Origin of the sequence: Epibacterium ulvae (genome assembly GCF_018678075.1) — a bacterium.
In the GTDB taxonomy this organism is placed as follows: domain Bacteria; phylum Pseudomonadota; class Alphaproteobacteria; order Rhodobacterales; family Rhodobacteraceae; genus Epibacterium; species Epibacterium ulvae_A.
The window spans coordinates 1-14,513 of sequence record NZ_JAHHIR010000035.1 but is presented as its reverse complement, the minus strand read 5'-3'; the positions used below and the strand labels follow the sequence as shown (position 1 = coordinate 14,513).

The 14,513-nt window shown below is 56.8% G+C and carries 13 protein-coding genes, 1 tRNA gene and 2 pseudogenes; 8 read left to right on the top strand and 8 right to left on the bottom strand.

All coding sequences use genetic code 11. The features are described from left to right. Window positions 1-30 precede the first annotated feature (30 nt). From KMP13_RS09315 to KMP13_RS09300, 4 genes are all read right to left on the bottom strand, one after another. Window positions 31-2,511 carry an ATP-binding cassette domain-containing protein gene (locus KMP13_RS09315; RefSeq protein ID WP_215265586.1) on the bottom strand — a complete coding sequence of 827 codons (2,481 nt, stop codon included), beginning with the start codon at window positions 2,509-2,511 and terminating at the stop codon, window positions 31-33. 9 nt (window positions 2,512-2,520) lie between these two features. Next, on the bottom strand, window positions 2,521-3,618 hold the full coding sequence (locus KMP13_RS09310) for a substrate-binding domain-containing protein (protein WP_215265585.1): 1,098 nt from the start codon (window positions 3,616-3,618) through the stop codon (window positions 2,521-2,523). A 300-nt stretch (window positions 3,619-3,918) separates the two neighbouring features. Then, complete coding sequence (locus KMP13_RS09305) at window positions 3,919-5,619, bottom strand: FAD-dependent oxidoreductase (RefSeq protein ID WP_215265584.1); 1,701 nt, start codon at window positions 5,617-5,619, stop codon at window positions 3,919-3,921. Window positions 5,620-5,665: 46 nt separating this feature from the next. Then, the gene (locus KMP13_RS09300) at window positions 5,666-7,090 is read right to left on the bottom strand and encodes an amidase (RefSeq protein WP_215265583.1); all 1,425 of its coding nucleotides are present in this window, start codon (window positions 7,088-7,090) and stop codon (window positions 5,666-5,668) included. A 231-nt stretch (window positions 7,091-7,321) separates the two neighbouring features. Between KMP13_RS09300 and KMP13_RS09295 the strand changes: the two genes are divergently transcribed. The 7 genes and pseudogenes from KMP13_RS09295 to KMP13_RS09265 form a co-directional block, all read left to right on the top strand. Beyond that, complete coding sequence (locus tag KMP13_RS09295; protein WP_215265582.1) at window positions 7,322-8,095, top strand: IclR family transcriptional regulator; 774 nt, start codon at window positions 7,322-7,324, stop codon at window positions 8,093-8,095. Between the two features lie 38 nt (window positions 8,096-8,133). Further along, on the top strand, window positions 8,134-8,937 hold the full coding sequence (locus tag KMP13_RS09290) for an IclR family transcriptional regulator (protein ID WP_215265581.1): 804 nt from the start codon (window positions 8,134-8,136) through the stop codon (window positions 8,935-8,937). 89 nt (window positions 8,938-9,026) lie between these two features. Further along, the gene (locus KMP13_RS09285) at window positions 9,027-9,776 is read left to right on the top strand and encodes an SDR family NAD(P)-dependent oxidoreductase (protein WP_215265580.1); all 750 of its coding nucleotides are present in this window, start codon (window positions 9,027-9,029) and stop codon (window positions 9,774-9,776) included. A 74-nt stretch (window positions 9,777-9,850) separates the two neighbouring features. Next, window positions 9,851-10,480 (top strand): nitrile hydratase subunit alpha, encoded by a 630-nt coding sequence (gene nthA / locus KMP13_RS09280; RefSeq protein ID WP_215265579.1) that lies wholly within the window; start codon window positions 9,851-9,853, stop codon window positions 10,478-10,480. Window positions 10,481-10,495: 15 nt separating this feature from the next. Beyond that, window positions 10,496-11,176, top strand: coding sequence for a nitrile hydratase subunit beta (nthB, locus tag KMP13_RS09275; protein WP_215265578.1), 681 nt, complete (start codon window positions 10,496-10,498; stop codon window positions 11,174-11,176). A 1-nt stretch (window position 11,177) separates the two neighbouring features. Then, on the top strand, window positions 11,178-11,564 hold the full coding sequence (locus tag KMP13_RS20445; RefSeq protein WP_435370354.1) for a nitrile hydratase accessory protein: 387 nt from the start codon (window positions 11,178-11,180) through the stop codon (window positions 11,562-11,564). Next, a pseudogene (locus KMP13_RS09265) lies at window positions 11,540-11,764 on the top strand (TraM recognition domain-containing protein); the annotation flags it as partial. The gene KMP13_RS20445 and the pseudogene KMP13_RS09265, both read left to right, overlap by 25 nt. Window positions 11,765-11,929: 165 nt before the next feature. Here the strand turns inward: KMP13_RS09265 and KMP13_RS09260 are convergent. Both KMP13_RS09260 and KMP13_RS09255 read right to left on the bottom strand, forming a co-directional pair. After that, window positions 11,930-12,358 (bottom strand): DUF1330 domain-containing protein, encoded by a 429-nt coding sequence (locus tag KMP13_RS09260; RefSeq protein ID WP_215265576.1) that lies wholly within the window; start codon window positions 12,356-12,358, stop codon window positions 11,930-11,932. A gap of 1 nt (window position 12,359) precedes the next feature. Next, a complete protein-coding gene (locus KMP13_RS09255; protein ID WP_215265575.1) occupies window positions 12,360-13,151 on the bottom strand; it encodes a crotonase/enoyl-CoA hydratase family protein in 792 nt (263 codons plus the stop codon). 74 nt (window positions 13,152-13,225) lie between these two features. Between KMP13_RS09255 and KMP13_RS09250 the strand changes: the two genes are divergently transcribed. Then, entirely contained in the window at window positions 13,226-13,831 is a 606-nt protein-coding gene (locus KMP13_RS09250) for a TetR/AcrR family transcriptional regulator (RefSeq protein ID WP_215265574.1), read from the top strand. Between the two features lie 92 nt (window positions 13,832-13,923). On the opposite strand, the pseudogene KMP13_RS09245 reads toward KMP13_RS09250, so the two are convergent. Continuing rightward, window positions 13,924-14,313 (bottom strand): annotated as a pseudogene (locus tag KMP13_RS09245) (IS91 family transposase); the annotation flags it as partial. Between the two features lie 109 nt (window positions 14,314-14,422). Further along, window positions 14,423-14,499: transfer RNA gene (locus KMP13_RS09240), tRNA-Met, on the bottom strand. Window positions 14,500-14,513: the final 14 nt, after the last annotated feature.

The window sequence follows — 14,513 nt, the reverse complement described above, 5'->3', positions numbered from 1 at the left end:
TCGGGGGTTCTACCAAGTTATCTGCCTGCATCATCCGGCCACCACCATTTGTCTGCTTTTGGAATACAGCGCGACAGCGACGATGATCATCACGCCCAGAAGATAGGATTGCCACGCCGCGTTCAAGCCGAGGAAATTCGTGACCGTGTTCACCTGAATGATGAACGCGGCGCCCAGCAGCGCGCCGATGAACGAACCGCGCCCGCCAAACAAGCTCCCGCCGCCAATCACGACAGCCGCGATACTGGCGAGTGTGTAGCTCAGGCCTGCGCGAGGATCACCGATGCCGACTTGCTCCATCATGGCGACGGCTGCAAAGAAGGTCAGGACCGAACAGCCCACATAGGCCATCAGGCGGACCCGTGCGGGTGTGATGCCCGCCACGCGGGCGGCTTCGGGCTGTGATCCCAAGCCGCGCAGCGTCAGGCCAAAGCGGCCCTTGAACAGCAGCAGGTCCAGCAGGATCGCCAACAGGAGTGCAACGATAAACATAACCGGCACCCAACCGATGCGCGTGCCAAGGGTGAACATCAAATCTCCCTCTAACATACCGCCCGGCGTGGGCCGCAGCAGCAAGGACACGGCTTGCACACCCATATAGGTGGCCAGCGTTGCGACCATGGGATGCAGGCGTAACGGTTCCACAAGGCACCAATTGGTCAGACCCACGGCAACAGCAATCGCCAGCATCGCAGCCCAGCCCGTCATTTGTGTGCCAAGGCCCGCCCCGTCTATCAGATAGAAAGACGCGACCACCTGCACCAGCCCCATAAGGGGCCCGACCGACAGATCAATCCCACCCACCAACATCAGCATTTGCTGACCATAAGCCACCATCGCCAACGTCGCGATCAGGACCAACATCCCTCCGAAATTCCGGGTCGACATGTAGAACGGGTTGTAAGCCGCCGCGAGCAACCCAAGTGCAATGATTGCGGCACCAATCATGACAATTGGGGCTGCGTCGCCTGCGGCCCAAGACCAGATCTTATTGACCGAGCGACCGACTTTTGCCCGCACTGCGGTGGACCGCAAAGCCGCACCGGTAATGTTCTCTTCTGTGACGTCATCACCGCCCAGCATTTCAACGATCTGCCCGCGTGAGAAGACGGCAATGCTGTCACACAGCCCCGCCAGCTCAGCCGCGTCCGAAGATAGCACAACAATCGACACGCCATCATCTGCAAGCCCGCGCAAGGTTTTGTAGATTTCCGCACGTGCGCCGACGTCGACGCCTTGGGTCGGCTCGTCCACCAACAACACTTTTGCGCCCGTGGCGACAACCGAGGCGAGCACCAGCTTTTGCTGATTGCCGCCGGATAAAAACCCAATCGGCGTTTCACTGCCGGGTGTTTTCACCGCATATTGGCTGATCGCATCCTGCGTGCGCGATCCTTCAGAACTGCGGCTGACCAGCCCCAGCGTCATGTCACTGGCCGGGCTTCTGGATGTGAAATTCTCGCGGACGGTGAGGTCAGCAAAGATGCCTTCGCGTTGCCGGTCGCCGGGCAGATAGCTTAGCCCGTGTTTCATCGCCCGTTTGACCGATGCCAGGCGCACATCATCGCCGCCCACACGGACCTTGCCGTGATTGGGTGCGTTCAGTCCCGCAAGTGCGCGCAGAAAATCAAGTTGGCCGTTTTCCGAAATACCGCCAAGGCCTAGAATTTCACCCTTGCGTACTGTCAGATTGGCATCAGAAAAGCCTTGGCCGGTCAGCCCTTCGATTTCAACCACCGCAGGGCCGAGTGTCGCTGCTTTGGTGGGAAATTCTTCTTCAAGATCACGACCGACGATCAGCCGGACAACGTCATCTTCGCTTAGTGTAGCAACGTCGTAGGTTCCTTGCCCTTGGCCGTCCCGCAGAACCGTCAAACGATCCGCAATGTCGCGGACTTCTTTGAGGCGGTGAGAAATATAGACCACGCAGGCCCCACGTGCGGTAACCGAGCGCACTCGCTCGAAAAGCCGTTTCACGTCGTCGCCGGACAGATGCTCGGTCGGCTCGTCCAGAACCAAAACCTTTGGTTCGCTGGCCAGCGCTTTGACGATCTCGACGATAAAGCGCTGTTCAGGGTTGAGCGTGTCCACACGGTCGGACGGTGAGATGCCGACATCATCGCTCCAGCCGGACAAAAGGTCACGGCTCCATGCCGCCAGCTTGCTCATTGGGGGGGCGATCTGGGCAGGCACACCCAGATAGAAGTTTTCTGCCACGGTCAGATCAGGCATGAGCGCGGGCTCTTGCCGCACAATGGCCAGACCAAGAGCGCGCGCCTGCTCTGGATCGGAGTTTATCTGGGTTCCATTGATCGCAATCGTTCCGTTTGTCGGCGTTAGTGCGCCAGAGGCCACGGCCATCAACGTCGACTTGCCCGCGCCGTTTTCTCCGACAAGGCCATGCACCTCCCCCGCCTGCACCTGAAGGGTCACATCATCAAGTGCAAGAACGCCTGGAAAGGACTTGCTGACCCCTGTAAGGGTCAGCAGCTGTTCGATACGATCACCCATCAGCCTGACCTACTGGAACAGGGCGCTGAGTTTGTCGGCAGGCAGGCCGCTGGACAGGTCTGCATCCGGCGGGGCCGCCGGGTCACACAGCGGATCAATACCTGCTGCACTGTCGGCATAGACAAAAGGCACAACAGAAGTCGGGTCAGAGTTTTCGGTGCCTTGGAACGCCGCGACACCAGCACGGGCCGCAAAGCGAACAGTGCGCACGGTGCCATCTAACGAGAAGTACTCCCAAACAGTGCCTGCGGCCTTTGCTTCAACATACTTGCAGTTGATTTCGTTGTTGCTGGCAAGTGTCGCTTGTGCGGGCACATCCAGACCTGCTTGTTCAAACGCCTTGATCGCAGCAAGGGTCGTTACGCCATAGTCGGACGCGATGCCGTCAATCTCTGGGTACTGCGCAATAAGGCCCGTAACGGCGCGTTGCGCATCCGCTGGGTTCCAGTTTGTGACGATAAAGTTCTCGTCCAGCAGTTTGATGCCTGGATAATCTGCGATGCCCGCCTTGAACCCGTCAAGAAACACCTGCGACGACGCCGCACCGGCTACGCCCCCCAAGACAACGACATTGCCTTCGCCGTTCAGTGTCTTGCCCATCCAGTCAGCCCAGAGGCCACCCACATAGTATTGATCCTGATACAGGTTCGCGGCGTAATCCGTCCCGGCTTCACCAGAAATGTTCGAGAAATATGGGACAATCGTCACACCATCACGGTGGGCTTTGCGATAAGTCTGCAGTGCCGCATCGCCGAAGTCGGTGAAAGCCACAATCACATCCATGCCCTGCGCGATAAGGCTGTTGATGTCGCCGTTGTATTTCTGTTGGTCACCGTTCGCATCCACATAACGGACTTCAGTGACGTTGTCGCATTTGCTCAGCTCGTCTTCGAATTCTGCACGTGTGATCTTGCGCCATGTGTCGCCACCGAACCCGTCGATCAGCGCCACACGCATCGGCTTGTCACCGCACATCGACGCAATGTCTGCGCCTTGGTCCATAAAGATCGGCTCTTCGGCTGCGGCCGTCGTCACCATGCCGGCGCAGGCAAGCGCAGAGCCCAGCAGGCCTGCTCGGATTGAATTGATAGTGTTGCTGTTCGTCATCTGTCTTCTCCCTAGAAATCGAATTCTTAGTTTTCAGCAGCGTGTCCCGCCCCACTCGAATCGTAAGTTCGCGCTTCTCACTTCCTCAGAATAAATTATTCATTAGCGAATATGTTAGTCAACAGAAGATTACCTGCCACCTGCTTGAGTGTTCAGAAACCTCAGAATTTTATCTAGAGAACTCTCGTCAAAATCCGACTCGCCACAGATATCCCACACCCCCGAAGCCGACAAAAAAGGTGCACATGAAAAAAGGCGCGCCTCGCAGGACGCGCCCTTTTGTTGCGTAGCCTCGTGGTCTTAGGCGTTTGCACCCGCCATATGACGCGCCGCGATGTAACCGAATGTAATGGCAGGCCCCAGCGTGATGCCGCCACCGGGATAGTTGCCGCCCATGATGCTTGCCGCGTCATTGCCAGATGCGTAGAGGCCGGGGATCGGTTCGTCCTTGTCGTCCAGCACCTGTGCGTTCTCGTTCGACTTTAGCCCTGCAAAAGTGCCCAGATCTCCGATCACCAGTTTTACGGCAAAGTACGGCCCCTTATCGATCGGTGCGACGCACGGGTTTGGCCCATGTTCGGGGTCACCAAGAGACCGGTTGTAAGATGTGCTGCCTTTCTGAAACGCAGGGTCTTCACCTTTGCGGGCATGGACGTTGAACTCCGACACGGTCTTTTCTAGCTGTGCGGGGTCCGCGCCGATCTTGTCACCCAAATCAGTGAGCGTGCGCCCTTCGATCAGATAGCCCGATTTCACCTGTGACTTGTACGGAACCGGCGATGGCTTGGCAAAACCCAGCCCGTATTTGCGGAAGGTCTTGTAATCCGCGATGAAGTAGGAACAGACCTCGCCGCCCTCGTCCATACAGCGCGCATACATCGCCTGACAGAAATCATGGTAGGAATTCGCCTCATTCACGAAACGCTTCCCTGACCGCGTCACCGCGATCACGCCGGGCTTGGAACGGTCCACGAAATGCGGGAAAGTACCGAGTGTGCCGTCCGCCTTGACGGGTCTTGAAATAGGCACCCAAGCGGCGGCATGGGGCAGATCATCCTTGACTTGCGCGCCGATCTTTTCGCCCATTCGCAGGCCGTCACCGGTATTGCCAGGAGGTGCGGGAGAAGCATGTTCGTGGCCCGCAGGCGCATGAGGGAACAATTGTTTCCGGCGCACTGGGTCTTGAGGGAAACCACCTGCAGCCATGACGACGCCCTTCTTGGCAATCACATGCTTCTGACCAGTGGGTGTGTCGACGATGGCGCCCGTGACCCGCCCGCCGTCTTCGCGCAGAACCTCGCGCACGGGGCTTCGGGTCCAGATCGGGACGCCCTGATCTGCACAGGATTTCGCCAGCCGCGCCACAAGCGCGTTGCCGTTCATCAGCCGCATCGCGCGGCCATGAAACACGCGATCCCGCACGAATTTGGCAAACAATTGTCCAACGTAGGCCGCCGAGATAGGCGAGCGCGTGACGTTAAAGAAGTGTAGCAGCTCCTTGCCCGAGCCGATCATCATGCCCAAGAAAGTGATCTCGGCCAATGGCGGGCGCAGGCGCTTGATGTCTTTGCCAAGTTCGCGCCCATCAAATGGGCGGGCTACGATGGATCGCCCGCCGTCCATACCGCCCGGCGCATCGGGATGATAATCGGCAAAGGTTGGGCCAAGGTCGAATTGAAGCGTCGTGTTTTCCTCAAAAAACTCTACGGCCTTTGGCCCGTTTTCGAGAAAGGCCTCTACGCGGCGCTCATCATAGTGCTCGCCTGTTTCGTGCTTCATATAGGTCCGTGCCTTTTCGACAGAATCCTCAACCCCGGCGCGTTTCGCTGGTGCGTTGTTGGGGATCCACATCCATCCGCCAGAGCGGGCAGTTGTGCCACCAAAGACAGGCTCTTTTTCAACCACCACAACCTTTTGGTGGTTGTGGGCGGCGGTCACGGCCGCCGAAAGCCCACCGGCCCCCGAACCAATAACCAAAACATCGCATTCATAGGTTTCCATAATCTTTCCTCAGCAGAGTGTTTAGCGCGGCGCGCCAGATGGCGCGTTACGGCAAAGGGTGGCGCGTGTGCCAGTTGGTGGCGCGTTGAAACGCAGCACCGGCACGCACAAGCGTGTCTTCGTGAAAATGTGGGGCGACCAGTTGCACGGCGATGGGCGGTCCGTCCCCGCTGTCGCGCCAGCCCGCCGGCATGGTGATCGTGGGGTTGCGCGACATGGTGAACGAACAGGTGAACTGATGCAGGGCGACGATCATATCGTCGTCCACCTGCGACATGCGTTCAATGGTCGGCACTTCGATGCCAAGGGCGGGGCAGATGATAAGGTCACAATTGCGAAACAGCGACTGGACCTTTCCGGCAAAAGCTTCGCGGCGCAGCAGAGCGTCTTGGTAGTCAATGGCTGACATGCCACCTCCCAGATCAAGCAATTGCGCGAAGGCTGGGCCATAGGCGTCGCGATTTGACGGGAATGTTGCCTGATGTGCCCGTGCCGTTTGCGGAGCACAGACATTAAACCAGTCAAATGCGATTTGAGTGGGGTCGGGAAAGGTGATCTCGACCACCTCGGCGCCCAAGGACTGCAGCGTCGTCAGCGCATCAAGTACCCGCGCTGTGGTTTGCGGATCGACATCTTTGCGCAGCCATGCGTCGTCCAACCCGATGCGAAGACCCCGCAGATCGCCATCTTGCGGAGCAGACGGAAATTCAGGAACAGGATGGGCCGACGTGGTCGGATCATCCTGATCCAGCCCCGCCATCACACCCATCATCATACCGCAGTCGATCGCGCTGCGGGCTATCGGGCCGATGTGATCCAGCGTGGCGGCCAGTTCAAACACGCCATGGCGGCTGACCCGCCCCCATGTCGGTTTCAGGCCAGTCACGCCATTCGCTGCGGTTGGCAAACGGATTGACCCACCCGTGTCACTGGCCACAGCGCTGTAACAAAGGTCGGCTGCAACGGCGACACCGCCCCCGCTGGAGGACGCGCCGGGCCATAACGTGTCATCCCACGGATTAACCGGGGGCCCGTACGGGTCGACATGCTCGGCATAAACGCCTTCGCACATGTTTAGCTTACCCAAAGTAACCGCCCCAGCGGCTTTCAGGCGTTTCACGATTGTAGCGTCTTGTGCAGCTTTAGCGGTTTGACGTGACGGCATGGCCGCAGTGGTTGCCACGCCCACCACATCAAAGATGTCTTTCAGCGCCACAGGCACGCCATGCAGCGGCCCGAGCACGCGGCCCTGAGCTAGCACTTTGTCAGCCTCGCGGGCCTGCGCGCGCGCATCGTCAGCGCAAAGCGTGATAAAGGCGTTGAGATGTGGATAGGTCGCGGTAATGCGGTACAGCAGGCTATCGGTAACGGCTGCCGACGTCACAGACCCAGCACGCAACATCTTTGCAACCTGATGAAGCTCAAGCGCGTGCAATGGCTGCGATTGCCTTGTTTGGAATTTGTCAAGCATGCTTGGCCTCCCTGTGAATCTTCTAAGAATATTATTCTTATGGCAAACTTATTCGTCAAATACAAATTTTCTGTTCCCCGTGGGAGGGTTCCAGATCTAGCACCTACTTCCGCCAGCAGGCTGATATTACGTCGCACCGTCGGGAGAATCATTTTCTTGGCAATGAATTCGCCAGCGTTTAATTGCATTCATGGCTGCGTTGATCGCGGCAGCATGAGATAAAGGGGCATCATGGAAGGCCGTGGCATTCAATCAATCGAAGTGGGTGGGCGTCTGCTGGACTGTCTGGTGCGTTCTGGCGTTCCGATGAGCTTGCGCGCCCTTGCGGCTGAGGCGGACCTCACGCCAGCCCAGACACATGCCTATCTGACAAGCTTCAAGCGTACAGGCATGATTGAACAAAAGGTTGAATCCGGCCCCTACAGCATAGGACCCCTTGCCTTGAATCTTGGGCTGGCGCGACTGCAATCTGTCCCGCTATACCGCGATGCTAGCCAGTTAATCCTACGTCTGTCCGAAACGTACGGTTTCATGTCGGCCCTAGTCGTCTGGGGGCCGTTTGGGCCAACAACGGTGTCGGTCGCCCAACCAAGCCACCGCCAATACAACCTCAATATCCGCATGGGCACGCTCTTCTCTGTCACGGGTACGGCCAGCGGCAAGCTGTTCGCGGCTTTCGGTGAAAACGCCGCCGTTCATGCCCGTATCAAAGAGGAGCTAGCCGGTTCGCCTGAATTGCCCGGCATTTCAAACGAGACAGACAGACGCGGATTTGAAGCGAGCGTCGCGAAAGCCCGCAAGGATGGCTACGCAACGATCGAGAATTCCATCGTTCCCGATGTCTTCACCCTGGCGCTGCCAATGTTTGAATCGGACAAGACGCTCGCAGGTGTGATTACCTGTATCGGATCGGAGGGCGCTTTGAAGGAGGATGCTTTTCTGCAAACGCTGGATGCCGTGCGGACAGAGATAATGCACTTGACCAAAGCAGGGGGCACATCGTGATGCGGCATCCCTCCTGTTACCGGTTTGGAGACTGAGACATGGCAAAAGCACCCAAAGGTGAAGGCCGCGGCGTCCAGTCAATTGAGGTTGGCACAAAGCTGCTACAGGCTTTGGCCGAACGTAGCGAACCGATGATGCTGAAAGACATTGCGGCGGCGGCGGGCGTAGCGCCTGCACAGGCGCATGCCTATCTGCTGAGCTACCGAAAGCTGGGAATTATCGAAAAGGACGGGCAAGCCGGGCGCTACCGCATCGGTCCGCGCGCCTTAGACCTTGGGATCGTACGGATGCGCAATTTTGATTCCATACAGTTGTTCAGCGATGCCGCAGAAGCCCTGCGCGAAGAAACCGGCATGACGGTGCTTTTGTCGATTTGGGGTGCGTTTGGGCCAACGGTTATCAAGGTGTCGGAAGGTCAGGGGCAGTTGCATATGAACACCCGTGTTGGCACGGTATTTTCGGTCACGGCAACGACAACGGGGCATGTTTTTGCAGCCCACATGCCGCCCGACATCATTCAGGACTTGTTGAAATTTGAGAAATCAAAAGGCTTTGCTGAAAAACGTGTCGGTGACGTGAAACCACTGACCCAAGCGCAGTTGGCGGATGTCCGCCAGCAAGGGTTTGCGGCAATTGAGAAAGCGCCAGTGCCTGGCGTCGTTGCTGTCGGCGCGCCGATCTTCGACCACGTGGGCCAGATACAAGCGGTTGTCACGCTTGTCGGCACAGAGACCCAACTGAAACGCGCGGCAGACTGGCCGCAAGTCCAGCAATTGCTGGCCAATACACGTCAAACATCGCAGCAGATGGGGTTTAATCCGAAGGCACCCGCATTCACTTAAAATTATTTAATTGCGAAGTTATTCGTATTTGGATAACAATTTCTCGACCGGCCGGGCTGTTGATACCCGTGCCAAATGGGAGGTTTGAAATGAGGCTAAAGGGAAAACTCGCCCTGATAACCGGCGCGGGCCAAGGCGTTGGCGCGACGCTTGCCAGGGGTTTAGCAGCCGAGGGTGCAACCATCATCAGCACAGACCTTGATCTGCCGAGTGCGCAGGCAACTGCGGACGCCATCATCGAGGCCGGCGGCAGTGCGGTGGCCTACGCGCTTGATGTTACCGATGCCGATGCTTGCACCGCGCTTGCAAAGGAAGTCGGCGCAACCAAGGGTGATATCGACCTTTTGCTAAATAATGCAGGGGTATGCCCCCGCAACAGCATCGATGCAGACGATGTGCGCGAAAGCTGGAAACTCGGCATCGACGTTAATCTGAACGGTGCATTGAATGTGACCTTGGCCTTTGTGCCTGCCCTGCGGCGCAGCCAGGGCAACATCATCAATATGGCCTCGATCGCGTCTTTCGTATCAACCGCAACCTCGATTTCCTATTCGACGTCGAAAGCCGCGATCAAGATGCTGACCCAAAATCTCGCCGCCGAACTTGCTTGCGATGGGGTGCGCGTCAACGCCATCGCACCCGGCACCCTGAAGACTTCAATGACCGAGGCCACACGAAACGTGCCCGAACGGCGCGAGGCCTTTCTGGCCCGTATCCCGATGCGCCGTTTCGGAGAGCCTGAAGAGATCGTCGGCCCCGCTACTTTTCTTGCCTCAGATATGGCCAGCTACGTCACCGGAACGACGCTGGTCGTTGACGGCGGGTACCTTGCCGGCTGAAATTAATTGACGAAGTCATTCGTTAATGATGAGTTTGAAGACAGATCGAACAACACGTAAGACGGAGCACATCCATGCCCCATGATCACGACCATGATGACCACAGCCACAGCCATGCCCCCCCAGAAGACATTGTTGTCAGGGTCAAGGCGCTGGAGAACCTGATGATAAAGAAGGGTTTCGTTGATCCTGCTGCCGTCGACGAAATCGTGGAACATTACGAACGCCGGATCGGTCCGCATATTGGCGCGAAAGTGGTTGCGCGGGCTTGGGCTAATCCCGCCTACAAGGCGCGGCTTGTGTCTGACGCCAATGCGGCGTTAGCAGAACTCGACGTGTCGCGGCTTCAGGGTGAAGACATCGTTGTTGTTGAAAACACGGATAAAATCCACAACGTTTTGGTCTGTACGCTTTGTTCTTGCTACCCGTGGAACCTGCTGGGGCTGCCGCCCGTCTGGTACAAATCCACGCCCTATCGTTCGCGTATCGTGAAGGAACCGAGAGTTGTCTTGAAAGAGGACTTTGACCTGCCCGTGGCTGATGACGTCGAGGTACGTGTTTGGGATGCCAATGCAGAGCTGCGCTATATGGTGCTGCCGCAGCGCCCCGAGGGCACCGACGGCCTGTCCGAAGAAGAACTGGAAAAACTTGTCACCCGTGACAGCATGATTGGCACCGGCCAACCTGCGCGCCTTACGAAGTAGAAAGGGGATATCGCAATGGACGGCATTCATGACTGCGGCGGTATGGACGGGCACGGCCCTGTCTTGCCAGAGAAAAACGAACCTGTTTTCCACGGCGACTGGGAACGCCGGATGTTTGGCCTGAACTGGGCCATCGGGATGAATGGATTCTGGAATCAGGACGAATACCGCCACGCAATGGAAAACCGTCCCGTTCTCGATTATCTGGGCGATCCCTATTACGCGAAATGGCTTTACGGCGTCGAAACCTTGCTGGTGGGAAAGGGCATCGCCACGGCCGCCGAAATTGCCGAAGCCCGTGCGCTGCCCCCACAAAAGAAGGTCGGTGGCGTCGAAACGCCGCTGACGGCTGAAATTGTGCCGCAGATCATAAAAGACGGCTTCACCTTCCGGCGCGAGGCCGACGCAAAGCCTGCCTACGCGGTTGGCGACAAGATCCTGACGCGCAATATCTTTATCAAAGGTCACACCCGCCTGCCGCGCTATGCCCGCGAAAAGATCGGCGTGATCACGCAACACCACGGTATCTTTTCATTTAATGATTCAGCCGCAAACGAACAGGATGAACGCCCGCAGCACCTCTATACCGCCACCTTTACTGCGCGCGAATTGTGGGGGCCTGAAGCCTCCGCCATCGACAAATTAAACTTGAACGTCTGGGAAGAACACATTGACCCGGCCCCAAGCGGACGGTGATGTGGTGAGCTTAGAACTTTGCCTGAATGCACCAAACATCCCCAAGAATGAAGACGGGGTCGTTTTCAACGCCCCATGGGAAGGCCGCGCCTTCGCACTTGTCGTCAATCTGCACAAGGCCGGCGTCTTTGCATGGGAGGATTGGGTCGAAACCTTCAGCTCAGAGATCGCGCAGGTCGAAGCAAAGGACGGACCGCAGCAGAGCTACTACGAATGCTGGGTGTCCGCGTTGCAGAAAATCCTCGTCGCTAGCGACGTGATGTCAGACGCAGAGTTTGCAGCGTTTGAGGCCGAAACCCTGACCGATTGGCCCCATCCCACCCACGTCCCGATGCGCGAACCGATCACGCGCGATACGGGGATAACGCCGGCATCAAACTCTACCTGACGCCGTCAGATGAGAAGACCGTCGAGGAACTGAGCAAAGCCGTCGGTAAAACCACCAAGACGGTTGTGACGCGATCGCGCTCTGTTGGGAAAAACCCGTTTGAAGGACGCAGTCAATCGGAGCGCACAGAAGAGACGCCGCTTTTACCTGAGGATGAGGCAAGACGATTGCCGCTCGATGAGATTGTGGTCGTCGTCGAGCCAGTCTTTCGTGACTGGCGTAGCGAAGGTGTCGGGAGAGCCCATTTTACCGGATGCTGCGCAGACTACGAATGGCCGCTATCGCCGGATAGATGTAGAAAAAGTGGTGCGCCCAACGCTCATGACTACGTCGAGCGCCCGACCGCTGAGAGTGCCATAGCAAATCTATCCAGCAAAGCTCTTACCTAGGCGATCCGCACTGAACCTAGCCAAGCGGCTATCGAGCACCCCGGCTTGCCGATGGCCCATTGCCTCGCGGTAAGTCGGATTTTTCATCATGTCCAAAAATGCTTGGACGCTCGGATACTCCGCTACGAACGCGATGTCCCAAATCTCGTTGTGAGACCCAACCATCGTTAACTCGTGACCGCCTCGCCATACGATCTTGCCACCCAACTCTTGAAATACGGGCGCGCTCATGTCGCTATAAACCTGATAAGCGTCCGCGCCCGTGCAGGCGCGGCCATCAGAGTAATCCGCTTCCTCGCGCAGACGGATGAAGTTCAGCATGTGGATTGGTCCTGGTCGCTGGTCCTCCTTGAATTTTTCCCACGTTTCTTTGGAAAAACTGGTATGAAACTCGCTGTCACTCATCTTATGCACCTGTGTATCTTGGTGTCCGACGCGCGATCCACGCGCTTAAGCCTTCATGGACATCATTGGTTGCAGCCATCCTTGCAAATTGCTCCCGCTCAATGAGCAAACCCTCGTCAATCGTTGTGTTTAGGCCTCTGGTTACAGCGGTGATAATCCGCGCGGCAGCGAGAGGAGAGTGTCGGGTAATGCGTTCGGCCAATTCAAAGGCGGCAGGGAGCAACTCGTCGTGCGGCACGACCTTGTTCACCAACCCCAACTCGTATGCCCTCTGCGGCGCGAAGGTATCCCCGGTCAAAAGTAGTTCCAACGCCCGCTTGCGACCCGCCAATCGGGGAAGTCTTTGAGTTCCACCAAATGTGGGCGGAATGCCAATATTAATTTCCGGCTTCGCAAAGAGCGTATTTTCACTCGCCACAGCAAGATGAACTGCTTCGGTGATCTCACACCCGCCTCCGAAAGCAATCCCATTGACTGCCGCAATGATCGGTTTTGGGAATGACTCCAGCCTAGCCGTCATCGTTTGACCCCGTTTGCAGAAGTCCCTGACGGCGATGTCCACGCCAGCTTTAACGCTCTCCGTGAATTCATGGATGTCTCCACCGGCCGAAAACGCTCTGTCACCCGTGCCGGTAAGGACAATCGCGGCTATTGACGCGTCGATCTCGATCACATCCAACAGCTCAAGCAACCTATCGTTTGTCGCATAGTTCAGAGCGTTGAGTTTTTCGGGTCGGTTCAGTGTGAGAAGGGCGATAGCGCCTCTTTTTTCATGCTTGATCAAATCTGCCATGACGGCCTCCATTCGTTTAGGAGACGGTATCGAGCGTTGAACTTGGTGTATACTCACTGTATAGTATACCAATTATGTCAACACCTTCTCCCTCTGCGAAAAACCGCATCCTTGATGCCGCAAACCGCTTGTTTTACGGGGAAGGCATTCGTGCTGTGAGTGTTGATGCCATCGCCACCAGAGCTGGCTTGACGAAAAAGACACTCTACTACCATTTCAAGAGCAAGGACGATTTGATCGAGGCCTACCTGGCATCTCGCGATCAACCCAATCTGGCACTTTTCAGGAAATGGTTTGATGAGGCGGAAGGCGATCTTGCTGACAAAGCCGAGGCCATTTTCGTGAATCTGGCTCAGTCAGCCCGGCATCCAAAGTGGAAGGGTTGCGGGTTTTTGCGAACTGCTGCCGAGTTAGCGAATATGCCGGGCCATCCAGCTATGAAGGTAGGCGCTGACCACAAGAAGAAATTTGAGGCGTGGCTTTGTGAGGTGTTCGGAGAAGGTAGGACTGCCGACCCAGATGAATTGGCGAGGCACATCGTCTTACTTATGGACGGTGCGTTTTCCACTGTGCTTGTGCATCATGATCCGGCCTATATCGAATCTGCCGGGCGCGCAGCGCGGGAAGTGGTTACAAACGCCTTATGTACGCCACCGAAGTCGAAAGCACCTTTGCGCTAAAACGGACATTCGAGTTGTCGCAACGAAAGCCCGCTTTGTTTAAGGTTTTTCGATGCGGGCCTGAGCGCTCCATTTCGGCTTGATGCGACGGAGTCTTTCCATTTGAACGCGACAGTGTTGGCGTCAGCGTTGATAAGGCGGCTGTTTGAGATCGCGACACGGTGGGTGTATCGACTGAGATAGGCGAGCACTTGCTCGGGCCCACCGAAGGGTGGTTTAGCATAGACCACCCATTCCTTTTTGCCCAGTGGCGCAAGATATGCTGCAAAAGCGCCAGCATCTGACAGTCCAGTCAGATCACCGAAGAAGACCAGTTCGCCAGCACGGTGCAATGCCAGCAACCCCTCGATGAATAGACGTCGGAACAATCGGGATAACACCCGCACATGCAGAAAGAACCCCGGTTTGCATGCGACCCAACGACTGCCAGCTTTCGATAAACCACCACCCGGTACGATCATGTGGACATGGGGATGGTGCGTGAAGAACCTAAAGAGGGTACTGTTAGTGCTGACTTAGATGTCTTGAAGTCATTTCCGACTGCCATTCCATTACGTTCAGATTTTGGTATGTCTGGTATCGTAGGGATTTTGGTTGCGGGAGTAGGATTTGAACCTACGACCTTCAGGTTATGAGCCTGACGAGCTACCTGGCTGCTCCATCCCGCGCTGGTTTTTTGTTT

What these genes read in the sequence shown, in the direction of transcription:
- KMP13_RS09300 (WP_215265583.1), bottom strand. Translation starts at nt 7,090, where the DNA reads ATGCTTGACAAATTCCAAACAAGGCAATCGCAGCCATTGCACGCGCTT.
- KMP13_RS09285 (WP_215265580.1), top strand. Translation starts at nt 9,027, where the DNA reads ATGAGGCTAAAGGGAAAACTCGCCCTGATAACCGGCGCGGGCCAAGGC.
- nthA (WP_215265579.1), top strand. Translation starts at nt 9,851, where the DNA reads ATGCCCCATGATCACGACCATGATGACCACAGCCACAGCCATGCCCCC.
- KMP13_RS09295 (WP_215265582.1), top strand. Translation starts at nt 7,322, where the DNA reads ATGGAAGGCCGTGGCATTCAATCAATCGAAGTGGGTGGGCGTCTGCTG.
- KMP13_RS09250 (WP_215265574.1), top strand. Translation starts at nt 13,226, where the DNA reads ATGTCAACACCTTCTCCCTCTGCGAAAAACCGCATCCTTGATGCCGCA.
- KMP13_RS09260 (WP_215265576.1), bottom strand. Translation starts at nt 12,358, where the DNA reads ATGAGTGACAGCGAGTTTCATACCAGTTTTTCCAAAGAAACGTGGGAA.
- KMP13_RS09305 (WP_215265584.1), bottom strand. Translation starts at nt 5,619, where the DNA reads ATGGAAACCTATGAATGCGATGTTTTGGTTATTGGTTCGGGGGCCGGT.
- KMP13_RS09315 (WP_215265586.1), bottom strand. Translation starts at nt 2,511, where the DNA reads ATGGGTGATCGTATCGAACAGCTGCTGACCCTTACAGGGGTCAGCAAG.
- KMP13_RS09255 (WP_215265575.1), bottom strand. Translation starts at nt 13,151, where the DNA reads ATGGCAGATTTGATCAAGCATGAAAAAAGAGGCGCTATCGCCCTTCTC.
- KMP13_RS09290 (WP_215265581.1), top strand. Translation starts at nt 8,134, where the DNA reads ATGGCAAAAGCACCCAAAGGTGAAGGCCGCGGCGTCCAGTCAATTGAG.
- KMP13_RS09310 (WP_215265585.1), bottom strand. Translation starts at nt 3,618, where the DNA reads ATGACGAACAGCAACACTATCAATTCAATCCGAGCAGGCCTGCTGGGC.
- nthB (WP_215265578.1), top strand. Translation starts at nt 10,496, where the DNA reads ATGGACGGCATTCATGACTGCGGCGGTATGGACGGGCACGGCCCTGTC.